We start from the raw sequence: 21,673 nt of genomic DNA, 5'->3' as shown, positions 1-21,673 counted from the left end.
TGTGATCGGCGCTGCTAGATTCGTCCGCCATGCGCTCACGTGAGTTCGACCTCGACTTTCGCGACCGGGCTAGTCGCATACACTCCTGGGGTATCGGCCCTGTTGTCCCTCGCGGCGCTCCTGTGGACATGGTGTTTCCTGTTGCTGCTCACGCCGTACGAGGTCGACGAGGAGCCCGACGACCAATACCCCCAGGAGTGCGAGTCACGGTTGTTCACGGAGCGCGGTACGGCCAACGAGGGCCTGCTCAGGGGGATTCGTGTCAGAACGAACATGACTGGCCCGAGGCCCTGGCCGTACTCGGCCTGTCCGTGCCGGTGTCGGTAGTCGGCGTGGCGCTCTTCACGAACGGCAGCGTGTCCCTCCGAATCAGCGCCCACGCCCAGGCAATGCGCGAGCTGGACAGGCTTGCCGACGCACGGAAGACCTAGCCCGTACGGCCGACTGCTACAGACGACCACACAGTGAAGGCACTCATTCAGCAGCACGCAGCACCGTGACCACCACCGCGTCGAGAGGCACGACGCCCCGAACCACAGGGCCAGGCCGCGATGCCCGATCGACGCCAGGAGGACTGGCCGACAGACATGTGCTAACCAGTCACGAACCCGCGAAGAACGGTGAGATGAGGTTTCGGATCATCTCACCACGACGAACCCGACGGGCCCTTTCATTCGTACCGGAGATTACATCATCGCGGTACTGAATAGCCTTGGGATATTTCTCTGGGGACCCACCCGCAGTTATAGTCTCGACATCGGCGAAAAATTCCTTCAAGGTCGCGGCAAGACCATCCGGATCGATGCAATTCTTTGACCCGAGTCGATATATTTCAACGGTCAGAGTAAAGAGATCATTCTTCTGCCATACTCTGCTTTTGCTGTCCACATTCAGTCCAGACAAGAGCGCCAAGCAATCATTGAGCTCAGCCCTAACTTTCCCCCCTTCCGGGAATTCATCATTGTAGCGCTCGAGATAGTCCTCGTGACTATCACTTCGACTGAAATATCCCGAAATTACAGTGATCATTACATCAAGGCACCATCGTACATCACCCATCCGTCGCACATCGACCGCAGTAAATACGCGATGATCCTCGAAGACGCTCCATCCGCTCATTTCCTCGGCAGCCTTCTTCAAGGCACCATCGAATCTAGCATTATTCACCTCCATCGCATTTAGGCTATAATTCGTCGAATTCATGCGCCGAAATACTTCCCGAACCTGGTCCATGCTTAGTGAGCCGAGATCTCTCACCACCACGTCATAATTGAGAAAAGCAGCCTTCTCCTCTGGTTCGAGGTCCATATAAGGCCTGATGGACTCGCCCGGCTTGAACTGATCTGAGCCGGTGAAGTACTGATACAAGGTCGTCACGCGTTGCTGACCGTCGACAAGCAAAGTGGTCCCGGCTCCCGTATTTAGGTCGACAGACCCGTCACAGAAGAAAATTTCCGGAAAAGGCATTCCATCCAACACAGTCTCAATGAACAACTGCTTATGACGGTTCGTCCATACGAGCCTTCGCTGAAATTCAGGCTGCGCAACGAGAGTTTCATTGGCCAGCATCGTCATAAGCTCGCGAACCTTCTTGTTTGTTGCCGTGGTCTTCATAGGGCCTCAATCTTCTGACATTCTGCGACCGCATTGGACTGGTAGCCCTCCAGGGCATCCATGTCATACCAGACCGCGAAGGTTACTTGATAAGGGCCGGCCACCCGGTCCAACTGAAGCTGGCGACCAATATCCCACAGTCGAGTCGCAGTTGGAATTAGAGGCGAAGCCTTGTGGATATTCTTAGGGCTTATGCGACCAGCCAAGTGCTCCCTTTTAAAATCCTCCATTTTACTTACGGACCACGGCTCTTTCGAGGCAACAAACTCTCTCACTTCGAGCCATATCTGACTATACAGCTCAGGGGATACTACAGCCACATCAATGTCCGAGTGGTCATTGAAACGTCCGTAGCGGCGTGCGGGCTTAATGCTGAAACCGAGCTTGGCAGAGCCAACCGTATATACATCACGGTTGGGATGTATGCCAAGTTCAACACCAACCCGTTCCCTGAGTTCAGCATGCTGCTCTTGGCTGATTACGACACAAGGGCCATGAGTGATGAACTCACGCACCACCGACAAAGGTTTAGCATGGCGCAGCAAACCCGCTTTGAATGCCGCCATCGCTAAATCGATCGCCTTCTCTTGTTCGTCTTCGAACACGGCGTTTTCTATCATCCTATGGTTTCGGCGTCACATAGAGAGGGAAATATTCTAGATGAGCTCTACAGAGTCTACCCCTGGGAAGAGTCAGGCAGGCGCTCGAGGTCGAACTGGCAAATCTTGATTTCCGAGCCATCTGGCGCGAGCGACTTAGAAACCGCTGTACGGATTGCCGTGATCTCGTAAAGTCCGTCATACCTGTAATCATTTGGCAGTGAGTACCGCGGATCCCCTTTATAGCCACGGATAACACGAATGGGGTACTTGCGCTCATAGCTGAGCTTGAGAGCCGCATTGTCCTCATATGTCCACGACTGGCTACGCAGAAGCTTCTTGTCCTCGCTCTTGTCCTTGCCAGGCGAGGCACCCGTGTAGCGGATCCACGTTCCGTGGTCCTCGTCATCCTCGTACCCGCCGTGCAGCACGATGGCGTCCCCGACCTTGCTGCCGTCCTCGTCTATGAGCCAGGAGATGCCGTTCTGGTTGGTTCGGTGCAGCTTGGCTCGCAGCACGTCTGCCCGCCGATGGAAGACCGCCCCCGGAGTGACACCCTCGATATGACCGATGACTCGTTCGATTTCCATGCATCCATAGTGATGCAAAGTCGATCACTCAAGTCAAACCTGTATTCAGAATTGACCGATAATGGCGCATGGAGCTGCCAGATCAAACCACCCACCGCATCCGTGTCAGTGGCCTCTGTTAGACATGGCACAGCCGTCTGAGCGATCAAGGGAGCCACTGCGTGTCCGAGCCGACGGATCTGTCACAACCTGTCGCGGGCTTGTACGAGCAGCTCATCACGCTGCGCTTCGAGCAGCAGCTCAAGGTGCTCACCGATCAAGGCTGGCATCCGATCAGCAACGCGGTGGGGGACGAATCCGTTCCACACGTACTGACAAGCCATGTCGCCAGCACAGTGAAGCGTGTGCTGCAAGGCCTGCCAGCCGAGGATCGGGTGTACGCCGCGAATCACATCCTTGAGTCCATAAGCACTCTCGATGGAGCGCGCGAGTGGGTGGATCTCGTGGCCGCAGGACCTCGCCAACTCCTCGCTCTCACAAGGCAAGAGGCGCCTGGTGTCTTCTCGGTCCGCCCAGTCACCCCACTCTCCGATACAGCTCTAATCACCAACTCCCCAGAAGATCCCAGCCTCGGCTTCGAGCTTCGCGCCGAGCTCGCTACAGCCGACCGCGTGGACTTGCTTTGCGCCTTCGTCAAGTGGCACGGGCTGCGGATCATCGAGCAGTCCCTGAGAGCGGCTCATGAACGAGGCGTCCCCATACGCGTCATCACGACGACCTACATCGGTGCAACAGAGCGGCGGGCGCTTGACCGACTGGTGCAAGAGTTCAACGCAAAGGTGAAGGTCAACTACGAGACCCGGACGACACGTCTCCATGCCAAGGCATGGCTCTTCCGCCGTAACAGCGGATACGACACGGCCTACGTCGGCAGCTCCAACCTCTCCAAAGCCGCGTTGCTCGAAGGCTTGGAGTGGAACGTCCGGCTGTCTTCCATAGCCACCCCTGACGTGCTGCGGAAGTTCGATGCGACCTTCGATGCGTACTGGAACGATCCGTCATTCGAGACGTACGACCCTGACGCCGACGGCACCCGGCTTCAGGAGGCGTTGGCCATTGCGGGCGGGACGTCGTCCATCGCAGCCTCGGATCGTCGGATCACCCTGTCCGGTCTTGAGGTACGTCCGTACCCTCACCAGCGCGACATGCTTGAGCGGCTGGAAGTGGAACGCGACGTCCATGACCGGCACCGGAACCTTCTTGTTGCCGCGACGGGGACAGGGAAGACCGTGATGGCTGCCCTTGACTACAAGCATCTACGCAAGAAGCACGGTCGTGATCTACGACTGCTGTTCGTCGCGCACCGCAAAGAGATCCTTCAGCAGTCAATGCGGACCTACCAAGACGTCCTGGTAGACGCAAACTTCGGCGAGGCTCTCTACAGCGGGGAGATTCCCGGGCGCTGGACCCACGTCTTTGCCAGCGTGCAGTCGCTCAACGCTCGAGCGCTAGATCAGCTCGACGCTGATCACTTCGACGTGATCGTGATCGACGAATTCCACCACGGCACGTCACCAACGTACCGAAAGATCGTCGAGCACTTCCGGCCGCTGGAGCTGCTGGGGCTGACGGCAACACCTGAGCGCATGGACGGCCGGAACGTCCAGGACGAATTCTTCGGCGGACGCATTTCTGCCGAGATGCGACTGTGGGAGGCGCTGGAGAACGAACTACTCAGCCCCTTCCACTACTTCGGGATTAGCGACAACACCGACTTGAGCACGGTGGAGTGGAAGCGCGGGGCCTACGACGAGACCGCCCTGAGTAACGTGCTGACCGGCAACGACGCGCGGGCACGGCTCATTGTGAAGGCCATCAAGGAGAAGATCCTCGATCCGGGTGCGATGCGGGCGTTGGGTTTCTGTGTCTCGGTCGCGCATGCCCACTTCATGGCCAGGTACTTCCGCGCCGCCGGTCTGAACGCCCTCGCCCTCTCAGGAGAGACGGGCGCTGAGCAACGTAGGCAAGCCCTCGCTGATCTCAAATCCGGTGCTCTGCAAGTGATCTTCTCTGTAGACCTCTTCAATGAGGGACTCGACGTCCCCGACGTAGACACCCTCCTACTGCTGCGGCCTACGTCCAGTGCAACCGTATTCCTCCAACAACTCGGTCGAGGCCTACGTCGGAACGAGAACAAAGCGGTGCTCACCGTGCTCGATTTCATCGGGCAGCACCGCAAGGAGTTCCGCTTCGAGAACCAGTTCAGGGCCCTGACGAACCTCACCCGCAAACGGCTCCTGGACAATATTGAGCATGGCTTCCCACAGCTTCCCTCCGGCTGCCAGATCATGCTTGAGGAGAAGGCCAAGAAGGCGGTCATCGACAACATCAAGGAACAGATCGGTGTCAATGTCACCGCGCTAGCCCGCGAGGTCGCGGCCTATGCCGAACCTCGGCTGAGCTCCTATCTCTATGAGAGCGGTCGGGAGTTGAAGGAGCTGTACCGTGGCAATGGCAACTCCTGGACGGGACTGCTACGACGTGCGGGGCTCCTCAAGAAAGAGCCTCCGGAGGGCGAAGCAGCCCTTCTCAAGCGTGTGCCGGCCTTCCTCCATGTCGACGATCCGCTGCGAGTCGAGGCGTATACCCGCATGTTGGAGGATGACGCCCCTTCCTACGGTGAGCTCGATGAGCAGGGACAAGCATACGCCCGGATGCTCTTCTTCCAGATCTGGCCACTAGGAGGCAGTATCCGCAAGGGTTTCAAAGATTACGACGCTGGGTTCACAACACTTCGAAACCAGGACGCCGTACGCAGCGAGATTCGCCAGGTACTGAAGTACAACCTCGCCCATACCGAACACATCCCGATCCCCTTGTCGGGAATCGGGGAGCAAGCCGGTGCCCCACTGACTGTCCACGCCTCCTACAGCAGAGAGGAAATCCTCCCCGCGCTCGGCCAGTCGTACATCGGTGGCTTCATGCCTGGTGATTTCCGCGAGGGCGTGAGGTGGTGCGAATCAGTGAAGACCGATGCCCTACTGATCACTCTGAACAAGGATGAGAAGGACTTTTCCCCCCAGACTCGCTACCACGACTACGCCTTGAGCGAGACCCTCTTCCACTGGGAGTCCCAGAACCAGACCTCAGATACGTCTGCCACCGGCCAGCGCTACCAGCACCATGCGGCTGGGGGCAGCCACATCCTGCTCTTCGTCCGCCGCTTCAAGACCACTGACATCGGTGGAGCTCAACCGTGGATGCTGCTTGGCCCGGCCGAGTACGTGGAGCACAAGGGGAGCAACCCAATGGCGATTACGTGGAAGCTGGCGCACGAAATCCCCGCGGGCGTGTGGACGTACTCCGCTATCGCGACTGGGTAATTGTTCATCGCTCAGGGCCGGGTATAACTCCCTTTACGCCTGCACGCCCAATGCGTCGGCCTCGTAGTGCACCTGAGCCCGGTCCAGCGCCTCGTCCGGATCACAGCCATGCGCGCGCAACCAGTGGAGGACATCTGCGATCACATCGATTGCGGCCTCCTCCGCCACAGCCACGCTCAACGTGCTCGGGGCTGCCGTGCGCGGGAGTCGAGCGGCGCCGTAGAGCCCGAGCATGGCTTCGGCTCTCGTCACACGCGCACCGCCGCAATGCCCGTCAGCGGATGACAGCCCGGTCGCCAGCTCGCACCAGGTCACCTTCCGATCGCCATGGAGTTGAACACCCCAGCGGTCGGCGATGGCGTCGACGAGGGCCATGCCTCGTCCGCCCTCGGAGTCGGAGCCCGCGTGGACGAGGGTGGGCAATGCGCGCGTATCGGGGTCGTGGACCTCGATACGCAGGTACGTACCGCTCATCGACACCGCGAGCGAGGTCGGAGTGCCGAGGCCGACGTGCGTGATGACGTTGGCGACGAGCTCGCTGACGCAGAGTTGGGCGACGTCGACGATCTCGTGCAGTCCCCAAGTCCCCAGGTGCAGACGCATGATCCGGCGCAGGGCGGCCACTTCCTCGGGCTCGGCCGTGAAGTGGAGGTCCCACGGCTTTCGCGGCATGCACATTGTCTGGATCACACTCGCCCCTCTCACGGAGTTATCCACGCCACACGCAGAGTGGCGATGCTCGTAAGAATGGAGGCGGCGCATCCTGTCGTGCAATGTGCACAGCGGGATTCCCACTATCGAGTGATTGGCAAGCACGCCCCTTGGCGCGGAGACTGAACCCTGGTTACGAGAAGGGTGTTTGGGGATGGCAGGTTCACCGACGGCACGCCGTCGTCGCCTCTCGATCGAACTGAAGAAGCTGCGCGAGGCGAATGCCCTGACCTGTGCCCAGGTCGGTGCGGCGCTGGACTGGAGCGGCTCCAAGGTCAACCGGATGGAGACGGGCACCGGCAGAGTCCAGCCGTCCGACATCGACGCCCTGTGTCGCTTCTACGACACAGGCGATGAGCTACGCGAGTTCCTCAAGTCCCTTGCCAGGCAGGCCAAGACACGCGGCTGGTGGCAGGTGCACGGCTCGAATGCGGTGCCGACGTGGTTCTCCATCTACATCGGTCTGGAGCAGGACGCCTCCACCTTCCGCCAGTACCAGTGCGAGGTACTTCCCGGCCTCATGCAGACCCCGGCGTACGCCCGCGAACTTCACAAGACGGGCGCGCACGTACCCGCCAAGGACATCGACCGGGCTGTAAATGTCCGCGTGGAACGCCAGGCCATGCTGACGGGGCCCCAGGCCCCGGACGCCTGGTTCGTCGTCAACGAAGCTGCTCTCCACAACGTCATCGGAGATCGGCCGTTGATGAGGGAGCAGCTCGAACGGGTCCTGGAATCATCGGAGTTGCCGAGCGTCACCGTGCAGGTCCTCCCATTCGACTCCGGCACCTACCCGACCACGGGGTCGTTCACCATGCTCGGCTTCCCCGATCCCGAGGACCCGGACATCGTGTACCGGGACGGCATCACCGACGCCGTCTATCTCGAAGGCGAGCATCATGTGCGCGAGTACACGAGGGCCTTCGACGGGTTGCGGGCAGCCGCGTTGAGCCCGCAGCGTTCCGCCCAACTGATCAAGTCCATCGTGAAGGAATACGCAACATGAACGCTTCAGAGCCCACTCCCGACCACACCTTTCCGTGGTTCAAGTCCTCCTACAGCAACGGTGCGGGGGGCGAATGCGTCGAGTGCGCCCACAGCGTGGACGGCGCCCTCGTGCGGGATTCCAAGAACGCCGGTGGACCTGTGGTCGCCATCCGTGCGGGCGCGTGGGAGGTCTTCGTACGGGCGCTGAGCGCGGCGGAGCGGGAAGGCTGACGGCAACGCCTGGTCAGCTCAACGCCTCGATCGCCCTGAGGGTCAAGGCCCGCGCATCCGCCCCGTAAATCGCCATGCTCCTCAGCTGCTCGAACGCCTTCAGGTACAGCGCGATCTCGGACGGCTGAGTGATCCTTACCTGTGCGGAGACGAGTTCTACCGATACGAGCTTGTCGTCGTAGACGTGGAACATCTCGCGGGATGACGGGCGAACTTCAGTCGCCACCGAAGATCGAGGCGGCTATCGACGGGTGAGCTCCTGCTCGATGCCAGTGGCAATGACGGGCCATGGCGTGCGAAGCGCTGCGATCGTCGACCAGTACCGATGCGACGCTCGGACCGCGGCGCTCGCTCCAAGGCCCACAGACTCGGGCGCAAGCGTGCCAAGCACCCTGCGGGTTATGCCACCTGCACCTCGCCCTGCGGGGGTGATGCCGTTGCCGAGTAGGAGTGTTGCCGTGCGGATAGCGTCCAAGGCGGAACTCGGGGCCGCTCCGGCCAAAGGTCCAAAGATGAGGTCGTTCCAGTTTCGGAGTGTCCGGGCCCAAGCCAAGCGTTCAAGGCCCGTGCCGAGATCAACGGCCATGCGCTGAGGGTTCTCGACGTTCCACAGGAGCACGATGTCGCCGAGCGTGAGGTCCAGGTGGCGGAACATCAGGGTCACTCCAGCCACCTCTCGGCGGTGCCAGACCTTCAACTGACCGTAGACACTTATGTGTCGGGCGTGGAAGCCGAGCCTGGAAAGGACGTAGAGCCAGTCATCCAGGACGGCGGCGTACTCGTCGATGCTCTGGATCGGCTGGACACGCGACACGTTGACGAAGGACGTCAGGAAACCGTCGAGGAGCTCCCCGTTGCTGTCCCGCTCGCCAGTGAACCGGACCACCGGCTGGGGCAGGAACCCGCTGCGGTACGTCACCGAGCGACCGTCCTTCAGGAACGGATCGAGCGCCTGAACCGCCGAGATGGCCAGATCGGTTTCGCGCCCCCACCGAAGTGGAATGCACGCGTCGCGAGGAACACCGCGAGCGGCGAAGGCGTCCTCCAACGTCCTCAGGAGCTCTGCCCACGAAGGCGGCCGACGCGGCGGGGCATATGGCGAACCCCGGTCGCGGTGGCGGATCTCCAGATTCGCGCCCTCGATCGTGAACTCCCAGCTTCGCCCGAGTACTTGACGCAGGGCGGTTGACGCCCGAAGCGCGGGCGATCCGGTCAGCATGACGGGGCTGCCATGGCTTCGAAGTGCCGCGTCGGGTCGAAGCGATGCTGGCCAATGGCTTGGACTTCGGTGTGATCGAGGTCGGCAGCGCGCTCGATCGATTCCGCGAGGACCTGTGCTGCAGTCTCGTCGTCCGCCTCGGGCGGCACGACGGCCGTCACGCCCGTGCGGTCGCAGAGCGCCGCTTGGGCGCAGGTTCCATCACGCCAGGTCAGCGCGGCCATGGGGGTTCCCGCCCGTACGGACTCCCCGAAGACGGCGGCACCGGCTTCCACGTAGGTACGCGCGTAGGTGTAGACGAATACCGAGGCGTCCCGGATGGCGGCCGTCTTGGCTGGTCCGCCGAGTTCGCCGACCCACTCCACGTGGTCTGCGGAGAAGAGCTTTTCGTGGTGCCGTACGTAGTCCTCGCTGAAGACGGGGCCGACGAAGCGGATGCGGCAACCGAGGAGTTGAGCCGCTCGTGCCGCGAGGTGAGGGGCCTTCTCCTCGTCTATGCGGCCGAGCCACACCAGGTCACGCCCCTGGGTGGCCGGGGGCTCTTTCTCGTTGAGGCCGAGGTGAACGGCCAGTTCCGGGATGGGCTGGTGGGCGGCGTATCGCGCGATCATCTCGGGCGAGTAGCAGTAGAGCCGTGACCGCTTGCCGTCGAATGCGGAGTCGGTGTGCCGGAACACCGGGGAGTGCTGGAACGTCGCCACCTCGCACTCCAGCTCACTCCAGGTTCGTACCCAGGCAGGTAACGACGGGTACTCGTGGCCGACGACCAACAGGTCGTAGCCAGCGGCTTTGAGCTCACGCTCGGCCGGCGAGCCCGCGGTGACCTCTTCGAGACGGACGGGCTTGCGGACCCATTCAGGTTCCAGGTCCGGGAGCCATCCCGGACCCAAGAGGTGTACGTCGGCGCCTGCGGCGCGGGCGCCCACTGCGACCGCCCAAAGCCATCGTTCGATTCCGCCGTATCCGGCAGGGGGGAAAGCGTAGCTGCCGGGAAAGTCGCAGACGCCGACGAGCACTATGCCTCCGGTGTTCCGTCCGCCGAGATACGGCGGAAGCCGAGGTACGGGACGAGTGGTTCAGGCAGGACGATCGAGCCGTCCTCTTGCTGGCCCTGTTCGAGCAGCGCGGCCAGGGTGCGTCCGACCGGGAGACCCGAGCCGTTGAGCGTGGCGACGAGCTTGGGCTTTCCGTCCGCACCGCGGGTGCGGATGTTCGCGCGTCGTGCCTGGAAAGTGCCGAAGTTCGAGACCGACGAAATCTCGCGGTAGGTGTTCTGGCTCGGGATCCACACCTCCAGGTCGTAGGTGAGCTGGGCGGAGAAGCCCGTGTCACCTGCGGCGAGGGTGACCACGCGATAGGCGAGGCCCAGCTCCCTCAGGCATGCTTCGGCGTGGCCGATCATCTTCTCCAGCTCGGCGTCGGCCGCCTCGGGGTCGCAGATCCGCACCATCTCCACCTTGGTGAATTGGTGTTGGCGGATCAGACCGCGGGTGTCGCGGCCGTACGATCCGGCCTCGGAGCGGAAGCACGGGGTCTGCGCGGTGAGCGCGAGCGGCAGCTCCGCGGGCGGGATGATCTCGTCGGCGTAGAGGTTGGTGAGCGGGACCTCGGCCGTCGGGATCAGGAACAGCTCGCGGTCCGCGACGCCGGTCTTGAACAAGTCCTCCTCGAACTTGGGCAGTTGGCCCGTGCCGGTCATCGTCTTGCGCGTGACCAGGAACGGCACCGAGTGCTCGACGTAGTCGTGTCGGCGCGTGTGAAGGTCGAGGAAGAGGGTAGTGAGCGCGCGCTCAAGGGCGGCGCCTGCTCCTCGTGAGACGGCGAAGCGGGGGCCCGACAGTTTCGTGGCCCGAGCGAAGTCGAGGATGCCGGTGGCCTCGCCGAGATCGACGTGATCTTTCGGGGTGAACGAGAACGAGGGCGGTGTCCCTACCCGGCGGACCTCAACCGCGAATTCCTCGGAGTCGCCATCGGGCGACCTGTCGTCAGGAAGGTTCGGGATGGTGAGAAGGAGCGTACGCAGCTCCTCCTGCACCTTCTCCTGATCAGCCTCGATCTCGCGGATCTGTTCCTTGATCTCGCGAGCCCGCTCCTTCAGCTTGGAGATGTCCCCGCCCTGCTTCGCGGTCTGCTGGACCTCGCTTGCCACCCGCTTGGACTCTGCCCGCAGCTCGTCGGCCGAGCGGATGTTCTGGTTGCGCCGAGACTGGAGACTCTCCAGCGCGGACAGGTCCAGCGAGTATCCGCGGCGAGCGAGGCGACGAACCGCTTCGGCACCCATTTCGAGTAGGGCGCGGGCATCATGCATGAGGAGGGTCCTTTTTCTCCGGCGAGTGGACTACAGCGTCGAAGGTAGCAACCGCCGTGGCCTGTCCGATCTCCAATATCACGGCGCTGCCACGTGCCTCAGGATCTAGTGGTTCGTCCGCGTCGAGATCGGTCAGAAGGGTTCCAATCCAGTCGGGGAGTACCTCATCGGGAACCATGAGGGGCTCGATGCAGGGCGCTTCCGGAAAGAACAAAGGCATGGCCTCGTCTGGGGAGCGGTCTCGGTGCCAGAGGAGGACCGACACGAGCAGGCCATGCCCGACCAGGACGCGGGGCCCCGGGTATGCCAGTGCCGCGCGTACGCCCGAGAGCATCCTCCGGATGCCGTCTCGCTGAGACTCCCGGGCGTCAGGCGGGCGTTGCGATCCCTCGTGTGCGTCGAGCCATGAGGCGTACTCCAAGAACGGTCCACCCTCGAATTTCCCGTAGTCGAGTTCATTGAGGCGTCCGTCCACGACGAGTTCCTCCGGCGCCGGCACTCCCATGAGCAGGGAAGCCGTCTGCCGGGCGCGGGGGAACTCGCTCGCCAGCCAGGTGCGCACGCTGTGGAGTGGGAGCACGGCCCACGGCTGTCCGCATGAGCGCACGCCCTCTTCGTTCAGTAGGACGGCATGAGACGGGTCTCCGTTGACGAGGTGCTGCTTGCTGTAGTCGGTTTGGCCGTGGCGGAGGATGTACGTCGTCATCGGTCGACCTCCAGGTCGGAGGTCATGAACGAGGACAGGACCTTCTCGATCTTGGGCTTCGCTGGATCGTCGATCTCCATGTAGTAGAGGAACCCGTCGAGTGCGAGTGCCCTGCACCACGGGGTGATCTCCGGCAGGGGAATGCGGGAGATGCGCGCGGCCGTGGCCAATCGGTCGCGCACCTCGTATTCGAGGTCGTAGTAGACCGTCCAGAAGGCCCAGTCGAATGCTGCGTCTCCAACCAAGGGGTGCGGATCGATCAGGCGGGGATGCCCTGCACTGTCGAAGATCACGTTCTCCCGGTACAGATCGGCGTGCAGGACCGTGGTACGAGTGGCGTCTTCCCGTAGAAAGGGGAGTCCTGCGCAGGCCTCCTCCACGAGCGACCTGCGAGCGCCAAGACCGAGGTTCTCTGCTCGCTGACGGATGCGCGGCATCATCACTTCCTGGCGGAAGTGGTCCAGGCTCGGCACATCCGGCCGGAGCCTGCTCTGGCCCAAAGAGTGCAGTCCGTGGATTGCGGCGGCCACCATCTGTCTCTCGCATCCGGTGGAGGCGGCGCCGCCAGGTCGGCCGCCCACCAGTTCCAGGGCGGCCACTGACAGGTCGTCCGCTGCCTCGATCAGGTCGGCGGTCGGCCCGCCTGCCCACATGCGCAGCGCGGCCGTCTCGTGTCGGTAGCGGAGCGGTTCGTACCAGGCCTTGAGGATCACGGGAGTCCCGTCCGGCGTGGCAGCCCACGCGACTGCAGAGGAATGCCCCGCGTCGTGGTAGCCCTTCAGCGAGAGCTTCCAGCGAGCTGCTGCCTCGTCCAGAAGGGAGGGGGTGGCACTCAGCCATGCTTCCGCCGACGGGCCGTAGTGGTCGAGGAGGCGCCGTCGGCAACCCGGCGGCACTTCTCCGAGCGTCTGCGCGGTCATCAGCTCAGCACCATCCCGTCCGAGACCAGCTCATCGGTGAGGGCCGGGAACCCGTCGAGGGCCTCGGAGACGAGCGCTAGAACCTTGTCGACCTCCACGTCCGGCGAGGACAGCCGGACCAGGATGCGCCAGGGCTGGTCGAGCCGCTGCCCCGTGGTGCTGACGAGGTGGACCTCCGCGTGCCCGTCGGTCGTCTCGTGCAGGCGTTCCGCGAGGCGCTGTGCCGCGATGTTGTAAAGCTTGCCGACGTGGTAGACGGGGTTCTTCCCGTTGGCGCCCTCCAGGTTCATCGGGCGCAGGGGCGTAATGAGGCCGTTGATGCGGTTGCCCCGGCCCACGACTCCCTCGTCACCCGACTCGATCGAGCTGCCCGTGTAGGTGAGGTAGAGCTCGTCCTTCTCCGGCATGTCGCGAGCGTTGAGCCGGAATCGGGCCTCGGCGCCGGGCAACCGAAGGCCGGCGAGCCGATGGCACTCGGCAAGGACGGTCTCGGTGTTGCGGATGTAGTCCGCCCTGCTGCCGACGTGCCGCGACTTCTGCGGCACGCACAGCACGATGTCCGCGCTCTCACCGTCCCAGTAGCCCATGAGCTTGACGTCCGAGCCGCACCAGGCATGGGACTGGGTGAAGTCACTCTGTCCGGAGAAGTGGTTCACCAGCTCGCGGACGAACGATTCGAAGGAGTTTTCCGGCGCCCAGCCCGTGCCGAGTGATGTGTCGTTCGAGAACCGCACCAGGCGCTCCCGAAGGTCGTCGACGGACCGGGGGTTGAACCATCGGGTCCGGTCCGGAACCGCATCGCCGGTCAGCACGGCGCCGGGGCTCGAATTGCTCGTGATGTTGAACGAGATGTCGAGGTGACCCAGGACCTCAGGAAGGCGCTCGGCGAAGAACTCCCGGACCTCCGCCTCGACGATCTCCAGGACGGGTATGCGCGCTCCGCCGCAGATCGGTGCGGCCCGCCCGTTGACCAGAACCCGCACAGGGGCCGTCATCTTGCCGCCGCCGTAACGGACTTCGCTCGCCCCGCCCAGGAGGGCGAGCTTGTCGAAGTTGTGGTGCAGCACGGCGCCGAAGTGCTGCACGGTGTACTGGCTGTACGCTCGCGACAGCCTTTCGGCGAGGTGGTCGGCGAGGGTATCGGGGTGCCCAAGTCCCTTGCGTTCGACGATGGTTGTTCCAGAGTGTTCGTGGGTTCCGGTCTCGATGACCAAGTGACTCTTGCCGAAAGTCATGCTCGTTCGGGGCATGGCGAACTCCCATCTCAGGGACGGCAGGGAGGCCCAGCGCAGGCGTCGGTGAGCCCGGCAGGGAAGAAAAGGTGGGTGGTCGTCGCGGTGCTAGCGGGCCACGGTGACAGGACAAGATTCGCCCAGGGCACAAGGGGATCGGAACGTCCTCCCACTGCCTTGGCACCGAACTTTCACCGAACTTAGAGCGCCTACCAGGGCCTTTGTCGTCAGCGCTCGTGATGGCGGTGCCATGCTGGTGACATGGCTGAATTGAATGGCGAACCAATCAGCGTGGATCAGCTCAAAACCCTGGCCCTCACCGGCTACGGACACTTCACATCCATGCGTGTGGAGGACGGTCGTGTTCGTGGGCTGTCGCTACATCAGGACCGACTCGTAAGGGACTGCCGAGCTCTCTTCGACGCCGAACTGGACCCGGAGCGCGTGCGGGACCTGGTGCGGCGCGTAGCCCCGACTGCGGGTGCGTGTGTCGTGCGGGTGACGATCTTCGACCCGAAGTTCGACATGGGCCACCCAGGCGCCAAGGCGGACCCACAAGTTCTGGTGACTACGAGGCCGACGGGGAACCTCCCGCTGCCACCGCTCCGCGTGCAGGCCAGGAAGTACGTCCGAGACCTGCCGGGTGTGAAGAGCGTCGGACTGTTCGGCACGCTCCTGCATCGACGGGCTGCCCAACTTGACGGCTTCGACGATGCGCTGTTCGTCGACGAGCAGTCACTCGTCTCGGAAGGCGGCACCTGGAACATCGGATTCTTCGACCAGGATCGGGTGATCTGGCCGGAGGCGGACTGTCTTGTGGGCGTGACGATGCAACTCCTCAAGGACGCCCACACCTACGACGAGATTCCGATCAGGCTTGCGGACATCGCAGACATGCAGGCCGTCTTCGCAACCAACGCAGCGATCGGGGTTCGCGCGGTGAGCGGGGTCGACGACATCGCCCTGACCGATACCCACCCAATCATTGACACTCTCCGCAAGGCGTACATGGAGGTGCCATCAGATCCGCTGTAGCGAACACGGACTGCCGATCACGTGACTACGCTGGGCTCCGTTGATTCACCAAAGGAGTCTCGGGTGGCCACAGTTGAGAGGTGGACCGGGCTGGAGGTCCGGGCGCTGCGTGAGGCACAAAGGATGAGCATCGAGGCGTTTGCTGCGCACCTTGGAGTAAGTGATCGCATGGTCTCCAAGTGGGAGGCCCGCGGTGAGACGATCAAGATCCGTCCGGTGAATCAAGCGGCGCTGGACACAGCTCTGGCGGCATCCTCGCCGGAGGTACATGCCAGGTTCGTGAAACTCACAAGCTCGTTAGATTCGGTGCTCGCCGACCAGCGGGCAGAGGAAGGCTCGGCCCTTCCGAGGCAGCATCAGGTCAGGCACCCCAACGACGGCAAGAAGATGGCGCTCGTCGACGCGGGCGTGTACTTGTCGGGAGCTGGCAACAATCCTGTCTGGCTGCCAGCCTTCTATATCGACGTCTACCCCGTAACGAACTCGGACTATGAGCGATTTGTCGCCGCAACGGGACACGCATCACCCCAGCACTGGCCCAAGGGCCGATGTCCGGAAAACATATTCGATCACCCTGTGGCATTCGTCACTTGGGGCGATGCTGTCGCTTACGCCTCCTGGGCTGGCAAGGAACTGCCGAACTCACAACAGTGGGAGAAAGCGGCCCGAGGAACCCGGGGCGATACCTACCCATGGGGCAGTCAGCAGACTCCGGCCAAATGCAATACTCGCGAGAGCGGCATTGGCTCGACCACCCCGGTGACCAGGTATCACAGCGGAGTCAGCCCATATGGCGTCTATGACATGTGCGGTAATGCGTGGGAGTGGACTTCGACGCTCTCCGAGTCGGGCCGGCATGAACTCAAGGCAGGAGCTTGGACAAGTCCATTCCCTCGGGTGACTCCCGCTGTTTTTAACGACGCCTCCGCGGAAATGCTCGACGATGACACCGGTTTTAGATGTGCCGTATTCGCCGAGGATCTGCGCAAAATGCTGGAATTATGACTGCGGGTATACATTCGTCTCTGCACCGCGAGCGGCCTGGCACGCATGTACGCCACGCTGCCAACAAGGGTCACCCGTCCCCGCCCCCGCAGTCATAGTTCTCCACGGCGTCGAAGGCGGGACGGTTGCGCTCGCCGTACACCGGATCCAGGACATCATTCGCGTTGGCGCCCGGTTTCAGATTGCTCACCGAGGTATCGATCGCCTTGAGCACCGTGCGGAACTCTTCGGCGATGTCTGGCGGCGCGCTCGCCTGCATCGGCTCACCGTGGGCGGCGATCAAGGCAGCTTCCTCCGCAGCCCAAACTGGGCGGCGCTGTACTGTAGTTGCTTCAGACCACTGCGGATCTTGTGGCGCCACTCCGTGTACATCTAGTCGACCGCGTAGGAGTCGCGCATCTCCAGGTGGACGGCGGAGCGTGTGCAGCCGGCGAGCAGGTCAGTGAACGCCGTTGGCACGTTCGACGGCATCACAACACCTCCCTGAAGTCCGCCCCCGACAGGGCGGGCCAGCCTACCCCTGGGTCGGCCCGCTCTCCCGGCCGGGCTCGTCGCCGTCGTCGACGAGCGAAGCGACGGTGACGAGCTGTGGCGCCTGGCGCGAGACGTCGGTGGCCGCACCAACGACGGAGACCTGGCCCGATGGATCCTCACCCAGGCAAGCCGCGCCCGAATGGTCAATGCGTACGAGGACTTGTGGGTTGCCAGGTGGACGGCGCACATTCGCCGACGCTTCAAACTCGACGCGCTCTTCGCGAATCACGACGTTCTGATGACGGGCCGGATTGCGGTGCCGAGCCGCTGAGCAGAGTCGGTGAATGTGGGGTGACTTCCCGGCCGACGAGCGGGATCTTTGGAAAGGGAGCTTCTGTGAGCCTTGATCTGCGGCACTACACCAACATCGAGCCCGTACGGCAGATGATCGTGGACATCCATGTCGAGGTCCGTCAGCGCGACTTGGGCCTCACCGGGCCCTTCTACACCGCCGAACGCTTCAACGAGCGCTTGACAAGCCACCGTTCGGCACCCGGCTGGGAATCCGTCATCGCCTACGACGGGACCGAGCCCGCCGGCTTCGCGTACGCCACCCCGCTCGGCCCCGACACCCGCTGGTGGAAGGCCATGGCCACCCTGCTGCCCGACGGATACACGGCCGAGACGGGCAAGCGCACGCTTGCGCTGAACGAGATCGTCGTCCGACGCCCGTGGCGCGGGACCGGCCTCGCTCACCGAATCCACGAAGAACTCCTGGTGGGCAGAGGCGAAGAGCGGGTCACGCTGCTGGTCAACCCGAAGGCAGGAGACGGCAAGGTCCAGGCCGTATACGAGCGTTGGGGCTACGAGAAGATCGGTGAGCAGCAGCCGTTCTCCGACTCACCCGTGTTCGCCGCGATGATGCGTGATCCGTTGCACCAGGCGTGACCGTCACCGATTCCTGATCTGCAGCCGAAGTTCCCGCACCCGCGCCAGTGGGACCCCGGCTGTGACTGAGCGCTTCACCGGGCGAGTGAGACTTGAGTTGGCGGGGCTGAGCGACTCAGTTGGCGTTCAATCCCGACGTGATCGCCCCCCGGGGGGCCGCGTGTCCGGTAGGCATAGCCGCCATGTTTAAGACTTGCCTTATATAACTGGGTGCTGGCATAGTCCGATGCGTGCACGCCTTCGACGTTCTAGGGGATCCGGTCAGGCGCCGGATATTGGAGCTACTCGCATCGGGCGAGCAGGCGTCGGGGGAGATCAGTTCCGTGATCCGGGACGAGTTCGGGATCTCTCAGCCGGCCGTGTCGCAGCACCTTCGGGTGTTGCGGGAGAGCGGCTTCGCGTCCGTGCGGGCGGAGGGGACCCGACGGCTGTATGTCGTCGAGGCCGGGCCACTGCGGGAGGTGGACGCGTGGTTGGAGAGGTTCCGAGGGTTCTGGGAGCAGCGGCTCGACGCACTTGGGACGGAGCTCGCGCGGGGAAAGCGCGAGCGCAGACTGAGAGAGGAAACAAGCGGCAATGAGCGAGATCGTCGATGAGATCAACCGTCTGCACCGGGAAGTCGGAGTGCGGCAGGTCGAGGCAAGTGAGGCTCGTACGCTGCTGATGCGGCGTAGCTATGACGCCGAGGTCGCCGACGTATGGGACGCCGTGACCTCGCCCGAGCGGATTGGGCGGTGGTTCCTGCCGGTCAGCGGGGAGTTCAAGGTCGGCGGGCGGTACCAGCTGGAGGGGAACGCCGGAGGCGAGATCCTCGAGTGCGTGGAGCCGACACGGCTGCGAGTGAGCTGGCTGATGGGACCGGATCCGGGGTTCAGCGAGGTCGAGGTGCGCCTCGCGCCGGAGGGCGAGGCGCGGACGGTATTCGAGCTGGAACACGTGGCCGTGGTGCCGGAGGAGTTCTGGGGGCCGTTCGGGCCGGGGGCGGTCGGGGTCGGCTGGGACCTGATGTTCCTCGGGCTGGGCAAGCACCTCGCGGGCGGCAAGATCAGCAAGGAGGACGCCGAGGCCTGGCAGACGTCACCCGAAGGGAAGGAGTTCATCACGCGGTCGGCCGAGGCGTGGGGCGCCGCGTATGCCGCCTCAGGCGCGGACACGGAGGTCGTAGCAGCCACCACAGCGGCCACGATCGGGTTCTACACGGGGGCGTAGGATCCGCTCCTGGCGTACTGCCGCCAACTTGCCAAGCACATCAAGGATGGTCTGAGCGACAAGTTGGCCGATTGAAGCGCTCAGACGCACCTGCCCGCCGGCTGAAACGCTCAGCCCCACCAGCTCAAGCAATCACCCGCCAAAGCGCTCAGTCACACCGCCGTCGGTGGGCGTCAGCGCCGACAAGAACTGACACAGATTTGTAAAAGCGCGGGATTTCGTGCCGCTGGCCGCCGCCGGACCGGCGTGTACGACAGGAGGCCGACTCCCCTCGTAGGCTGCATCTCGCACGTGATGGACAGGAGGCTGAGGTGACCGAGACGACGCCGGCCGAGACGGCGGTCGCCGAGGTGATGGCCGAGCTGGCCGAGCTCGAGGACCCGAAGACACGCGCGGTGAACGAGAAACACGGTGACGATCACGGCGTGAACCTAAGCAAGCTGCGCGCGCTCGCGAAGCGGCTGAAGACGCAGCAGGAACTCGCGTGCCGGCTCTGGGCGACGGATGACACCGCGGCGAGACTGCTGGCGATCCTGATCTGCCGCCCGAAGGCGTTCGAGCGTGACGAGTTGGACGTCATGTTGCGCGGGGCGCGCACACCCAAGGTGCACGACTGGCTCGTGAACTACGTGGTGAAGAAGAACCCGCACTCCGAAGAGCTGCGCCTGGCCTGGTCCGCGGATCGGGATCCAGTGGTCGCGAGTGCCGGCTGGGCACTGACCACCGAACGCGTGACGAAGAAGCCCGAGGACCTCGACCTCGCCGGCCTGCTCGACGTCATCGAGGCGGAGATGAAAGACGCCCCGGATCGCCTGCAGTGGGCGATGAACCACTGCCTTGCTCAGATCGGGATCGAGCACGCCGAGCACCGCACCCGTGCAATCGACATCGGTGAGCGCCTGGAGGTGCTCAAGGACTACCCGACTCCGGCGGGCTGCACGTCTCCGTTCGCGCCCATCTGGATCACCGAGATGGTGCGTCGACAGCCCGACAAGTAGGAAGGTTCGCGCTCATGCTTCCGCCACCTTGGGACAAGGACGCGATCAGGTTCTACGACCGGCTGGGTGCCCAAGCGAAGGAGAAACGGCGCTACTTCCTGTCCGTCGACTGAGGTTCGGTCAGTTGCAGCAGTCACAGCCGGGACGGCAGCCGCACGCGTCGCTCGTCTCCGTGTTGGCGGCCGGGACCGTTGCGGTGGAGGGGGCGCAGCAGCCCTTGCCCCGCCAGGCGTCGCGGCCTTCCTTGGTGGCTATGGCGGCTATGACGAGGGCGGCGATGGGGTCGGCCCAGGACCAGCCGAGCGTGGCGTTGAGGACCAGGCCGACCAGGAGCACAGCCGAAAGGTACGTACACAGCAGCGTCTGCTTGGAGTCGGCGACCGCGCTGGCGGAGCCCAGTTCGCGGCCCGCGCGGCGCTGGGCGGCGGACAGGAACGGCATGACCGCGAGGGAGAGAGCGGCCAGCACGATGCCGGGGATGGAGCGTTCGGCCTCGCCGGTGCCTGCCAGGGCGCGTACGGCGTCAAGGGTGACGTAGGCGGCTAGCGCGAAGAACGACACCGCGATGACTCGCAGGGTCGTCCTCTCCCGGGCCTCGAGCACGGCGTGCTCGCGGGCGGAGAACTGCCAGGCGACGGCGGCGGCCGAGGAGACCTCGATGACGGAGTCCAGGCCGAAGCCGACCAGGGCGGTGGACGAGGCGAGGGTGCCGGCGGTGATGGCGACGATCGCCTCGATCACGTTGTAGGCGATGGTCGTCGCCACCAGCAGACGTATCCGACGGGCGAGCACGTCACGGCGGGCCGGGGGTGGGCCGAGGGATATCGCGGTCATCAGCAGCACCCCTTTTCGTCGGCGTCGACGCAGGTGCGGTCGGTCTCGACGGCCACCACGGCGGTGCGCAGGTCGTCGAGCGCGTGACCGAGGCGCTCGTCGGCGAGCTCGTAGCGGGTGCGGCGGCCGTCGGGCACGGCGACGACCAGACCGCAGTCGCGCAGGCACGCGAGGTGGTTGGACAGCCGGGTCCGCGAGATGCCCAGGGCGTCGGCGAGGTCTGCGGGGTAGGCCGGGGCATCGCGCAGGGCGAGCAGGACACGGCAGCGAATCGGGTCGGCGAGCGCGCGCCCGAAGCGGGCCAGCACGTCGATGTCGGAGGCAACAGTCAGCACAGCACGACAGTACATGAAATCCTGAATTCAGGAAATCGTGGACTCACAGCCCACCTCAGGGGACTCACAGCCCAACTCGAGCGAGCCGATGTTCCCACCGCCGACGCTTCCCCGTCGGCCACGTCGCCTACGCCTGGATCCACCGCCTCAGCGCCTCGACCGTGTCCTCCGGCCTCGTGTTGAAGCACAGCCGGATCCCGGGCGCCGCCTCGGTGAGGACGTTGACCAGCCGCTCGAACAGGAGGGTGTTCTCCGGCAGCATCCGTACGCCACCGCCGATCATCGCCAAGCCGAATGTCAATCCCCTCGAACTGTGGAGATCTTCTATGCGGCCAGCCCCAGGGCGGAGTTGGCTCGGTGGTCGTGTTCGTAGTCGATCGGGCTCCGGTATCCGC

The 21,673-nt window shown here is 63.7% G+C and carries 24 protein-coding genes and 3 pseudogenes; 10 read left to right on the top strand and 17 right to left on the bottom strand.

The genetic code is table 11. From position 1 onward, the window contains the following. Positions 1-29: 29 nt before the first annotated feature. Positions 30-431, top strand: a pseudogene (locus ABD357_RS04285) (hypothetical protein). A gap of 169 nt (positions 432-600) precedes the next feature. Here the strand turns inward: ABD357_RS04285 and ABD357_RS04280 are convergent. From ABD357_RS04280 to ABD357_RS04270, 3 genes are all read right to left on the bottom strand, one after another. Next, positions 601-1,614 (bottom strand): GmrSD restriction endonuclease domain-containing protein, encoded by a 1,014-nt coding sequence (locus ABD357_RS04280; RefSeq protein WP_344387574.1) that lies wholly within the window; start codon positions 1,612-1,614, stop codon positions 601-603. Continuing rightward, complete coding sequence (locus tag ABD357_RS04275; RefSeq protein WP_344387573.1) at positions 1,611-2,219, bottom strand: hypothetical protein; 609 nt, start codon at positions 2,217-2,219, stop codon at positions 1,611-1,613. Before ABD357_RS04275 ends, ABD357_RS04280 begins: the two co-directional genes overlap by 4 nt. A 71-nt stretch (positions 2,220-2,290) precedes the next feature. Beyond that, the gene (locus ABD357_RS04270) at positions 2,291-2,803 is read right to left on the bottom strand and encodes a YDG/SRA domain-containing protein (RefSeq protein WP_344387571.1); all 513 of its coding nucleotides are present in this window, start codon (positions 2,801-2,803) and stop codon (positions 2,291-2,293) included. Between the two features lie 161 nt (positions 2,804-2,964). Between ABD357_RS04270 and ABD357_RS04265 the strand changes: the two genes are divergently transcribed. After that, positions 2,965-6,126 carry a DEAD/DEAH box helicase gene (locus ABD357_RS04265; protein ID WP_344387570.1) on the top strand — a complete coding sequence of 1,054 codons (3,162 nt, stop codon included), beginning with the start codon at positions 2,965-2,967 and terminating at the stop codon, positions 6,124-6,126. Between the two features lie 33 nt (positions 6,127-6,159). On the opposite strand, the gene ABD357_RS04260 is transcribed toward ABD357_RS04265, so the two are convergent. Further along, positions 6,160-6,798 carry an ATP-binding protein gene (locus ABD357_RS04260; RefSeq protein WP_344387569.1) on the bottom strand — a complete coding sequence of 213 codons (639 nt, stop codon included), beginning with the start codon at positions 6,796-6,798 and terminating at the stop codon, positions 6,160-6,162. Between the two features lie 193 nt (positions 6,799-6,991). Here ABD357_RS04260 and ABD357_RS04255 point away from each other — a divergent pair, with 193 nt between their 5' ends. Together ABD357_RS04255 and ABD357_RS04250 are read left to right on the top strand one after the other, a co-directional pair. Then, the gene (locus ABD357_RS04255) at positions 6,992-7,843 is read left to right on the top strand and encodes a helix-turn-helix domain-containing protein (RefSeq protein WP_344387567.1); all 852 of its coding nucleotides are present in this window, start codon (positions 6,992-6,994) and stop codon (positions 7,841-7,843) included. After that, positions 7,840-8,055: a DUF397 domain-containing protein gene (locus tag ABD357_RS04250; protein ID WP_344387565.1), complete on the top strand. Its 216-nt coding sequence runs from the start codon at positions 7,840-7,842 to the stop codon at positions 8,053-8,055. Before ABD357_RS04255 ends, ABD357_RS04250 begins: the two co-directional genes overlap by 4 nt. A gap of 13 nt (positions 8,056-8,068) precedes the next feature. On the opposite strand, the pseudogene ABD357_RS04245 reads toward ABD357_RS04250, so the two are convergent. The 7 genes and pseudogenes from ABD357_RS04245 to ABD357_RS04215 form a co-directional block, all read right to left on the bottom strand. Beyond that, positions 8,069-8,254: pseudogene (locus ABD357_RS04245) on the bottom strand (transcriptional regulator); the annotation flags it as partial. 42 nt (positions 8,255-8,296) lie between these two features. Then, positions 8,297-9,274 (bottom strand): hypothetical protein, encoded by a 978-nt coding sequence (locus ABD357_RS04240; RefSeq protein WP_344387564.1) that lies wholly within the window; start codon positions 9,272-9,274, stop codon positions 8,297-8,299. Further along, positions 9,268-10,164, bottom strand: a complete 897-nt coding sequence (locus tag ABD357_RS04235; protein ID WP_344387563.1) for a glycosyltransferase family protein — start codon at positions 10,162-10,164, stop codon at positions 9,268-9,270. Before ABD357_RS04235 ends, ABD357_RS04240 begins: the two co-directional genes overlap by 7 nt. A 125-nt stretch (positions 10,165-10,289) precedes the next feature. Continuing rightward, positions 10,290-11,582, bottom strand: a complete 1,293-nt coding sequence (gene serS / locus ABD357_RS04230) for a serine--tRNA ligase (RefSeq protein WP_344387562.1) — start codon at positions 11,580-11,582, stop codon at positions 10,290-10,292. Further along, positions 11,575-12,288, bottom strand: coding sequence for a histidine phosphatase family protein (locus tag ABD357_RS04225; protein ID WP_344387560.1), 714 nt, complete (start codon positions 12,286-12,288; stop codon positions 11,575-11,577). The genes serS and ABD357_RS04225 overlap by 8 nt, the downstream gene beginning before the upstream one ends. Continuing rightward, entirely contained in the window at positions 12,285-13,208 is a 924-nt protein-coding gene (locus ABD357_RS04220) for an aminoglycoside phosphotransferase family protein (RefSeq protein ID WP_344387559.1), read from the bottom strand. Before ABD357_RS04220 ends, ABD357_RS04225 begins: the two co-directional genes overlap by 4 nt. Continuing rightward, a complete protein-coding gene (locus tag ABD357_RS04215) occupies positions 13,208-14,458 on the bottom strand; it encodes a methionine adenosyltransferase (RefSeq protein WP_344387558.1) in 1,251 nt (416 codons plus the stop codon). Before ABD357_RS04215 ends, ABD357_RS04220 begins: the two co-directional genes overlap by 1 nt. A 243-nt stretch (positions 14,459-14,701) precedes the next feature. Here ABD357_RS04215 and ABD357_RS04210 point away from each other — a divergent pair, with 243 nt between their 5' ends. Then, positions 14,702-15,475: an aminotransferase class IV family protein gene (locus ABD357_RS04210; protein ID WP_344387556.1), complete on the top strand. Its 774-nt coding sequence runs from the start codon at positions 14,702-14,704 to the stop codon at positions 15,473-15,475. A gap of 63 nt (positions 15,476-15,538) precedes the next feature. After that, positions 15,539-16,480 carry an SUMF1/EgtB/PvdO family nonheme iron enzyme gene (locus ABD357_RS04205; RefSeq protein WP_344387555.1) on the top strand — a complete coding sequence of 314 codons (942 nt, stop codon included), beginning with the start codon at positions 15,539-15,541 and terminating at the stop codon, positions 16,478-16,480. 70 nt (positions 16,481-16,550) lie between these two features. On the opposite strand, the gene ABD357_RS04200 is transcribed toward ABD357_RS04205, so the two are convergent. The 3 genes and pseudogenes from ABD357_RS04200 to ABD357_RS04195 form a co-directional block, all read right to left on the bottom strand. Continuing rightward, positions 16,551-16,763, bottom strand: a complete 213-nt coding sequence (locus ABD357_RS04200) for a hypothetical protein (protein ID WP_344387554.1) — start codon at positions 16,761-16,763, stop codon at positions 16,551-16,553. A 92-nt stretch (positions 16,764-16,855) separates the two neighbouring features. Beyond that, a pseudogene (locus ABD357_RS44540) lies at positions 16,856-16,951 on the bottom strand (DUF6879 family protein); the annotation flags it as partial. Positions 16,952-16,994: 43 nt separating this feature from the next. Continuing rightward, positions 16,995-17,243, bottom strand: a complete 249-nt coding sequence (locus ABD357_RS04195) for a hypothetical protein (protein ID WP_344387553.1) — start codon at positions 17,241-17,243, stop codon at positions 16,995-16,997. A gap of 107 nt (positions 17,244-17,350) precedes the next feature. On the opposite strand from ABD357_RS04195, the gene ABD357_RS04190 reads away from it, so the two are divergent. The 4 genes from ABD357_RS04190 (at position 17,351) to ABD357_RS04175 (ending at position 20,109) form a co-directional block, all read left to right on the top strand. Beyond that, on the top strand, positions 17,351-17,902 hold the full coding sequence (locus tag ABD357_RS04190; RefSeq protein WP_344387552.1) for a GNAT family N-acetyltransferase: 552 nt from the start codon (positions 17,351-17,353) through the stop codon (positions 17,900-17,902). 230 nt (positions 17,903-18,132) lie between these two features. Continuing rightward, on the top strand, positions 18,133-18,498 hold the full coding sequence (locus ABD357_RS04185) for an ArsR/SmtB family transcription factor (RefSeq protein WP_344387551.1): 366 nt from the start codon (positions 18,133-18,135) through the stop codon (positions 18,496-18,498). Beyond that, a complete protein-coding gene (locus tag ABD357_RS04180) occupies positions 18,479-19,111 on the top strand; it encodes an SRPBCC family protein (protein ID WP_344387550.1) in 633 nt (210 codons plus the stop codon). The genes ABD357_RS04185 and ABD357_RS04180 overlap by 20 nt, the downstream gene beginning before the upstream one ends. Before the next feature lie 353 nt (positions 19,112-19,464). Continuing rightward, positions 19,465-20,109: a DNA alkylation repair protein gene (locus ABD357_RS04175; RefSeq protein WP_344387636.1), complete on the top strand. Its 645-nt coding sequence runs from the start codon at positions 19,465-19,467 to the stop codon at positions 20,107-20,109. A 120-nt stretch (positions 20,110-20,229) separates the two neighbouring features. Here ABD357_RS04175 and ABD357_RS04170 read toward each other — a convergent pair whose 3' ends face one another. The 3 genes from ABD357_RS04170 to ABD357_RS04160 all read right to left on the bottom strand — a co-directional run bounded on the left by ABD357_RS04170 (position 20,230) and on the right by ABD357_RS04160 (position 21,579). Continuing rightward, the gene (locus tag ABD357_RS04170; RefSeq protein WP_344387549.1) at positions 20,230-20,943 is read right to left on the bottom strand and encodes a cation efflux transmembrane domain-containing protein; all 714 of its coding nucleotides are present in this window, start codon (positions 20,941-20,943) and stop codon (positions 20,230-20,232) included. Further along, positions 20,943-21,278 carry an ArsR/SmtB family transcription factor gene (locus tag ABD357_RS04165; RefSeq protein ID WP_344387548.1) on the bottom strand — a complete coding sequence of 112 codons (336 nt, stop codon included), beginning with the start codon at positions 21,276-21,278 and terminating at the stop codon, positions 20,943-20,945. The genes ABD357_RS04170 and ABD357_RS04165 overlap by 1 nt, the downstream gene beginning before the upstream one ends. 127 nt (positions 21,279-21,405) lie before the next feature. Further along, positions 21,406-21,579, bottom strand: a complete 174-nt coding sequence (locus ABD357_RS04160; RefSeq protein WP_344387547.1) for a hypothetical protein — start codon at positions 21,577-21,579, stop codon at positions 21,406-21,408. Positions 21,580-21,673: the final 94 nt, after the last annotated feature.

The sequence above is a fragment of the Streptomyces vastus genome (assembly GCF_039532825.1).
Lineage (GTDB): Bacteria > Actinomycetota > Actinomycetes > Streptomycetales > Streptomycetaceae > Streptomyces > Streptomyces vastus.
The sequence above is the reverse complement of the archived record's forward strand: the minus strand, read 5'-3'. Positions and strand labels throughout refer to the sequence as shown.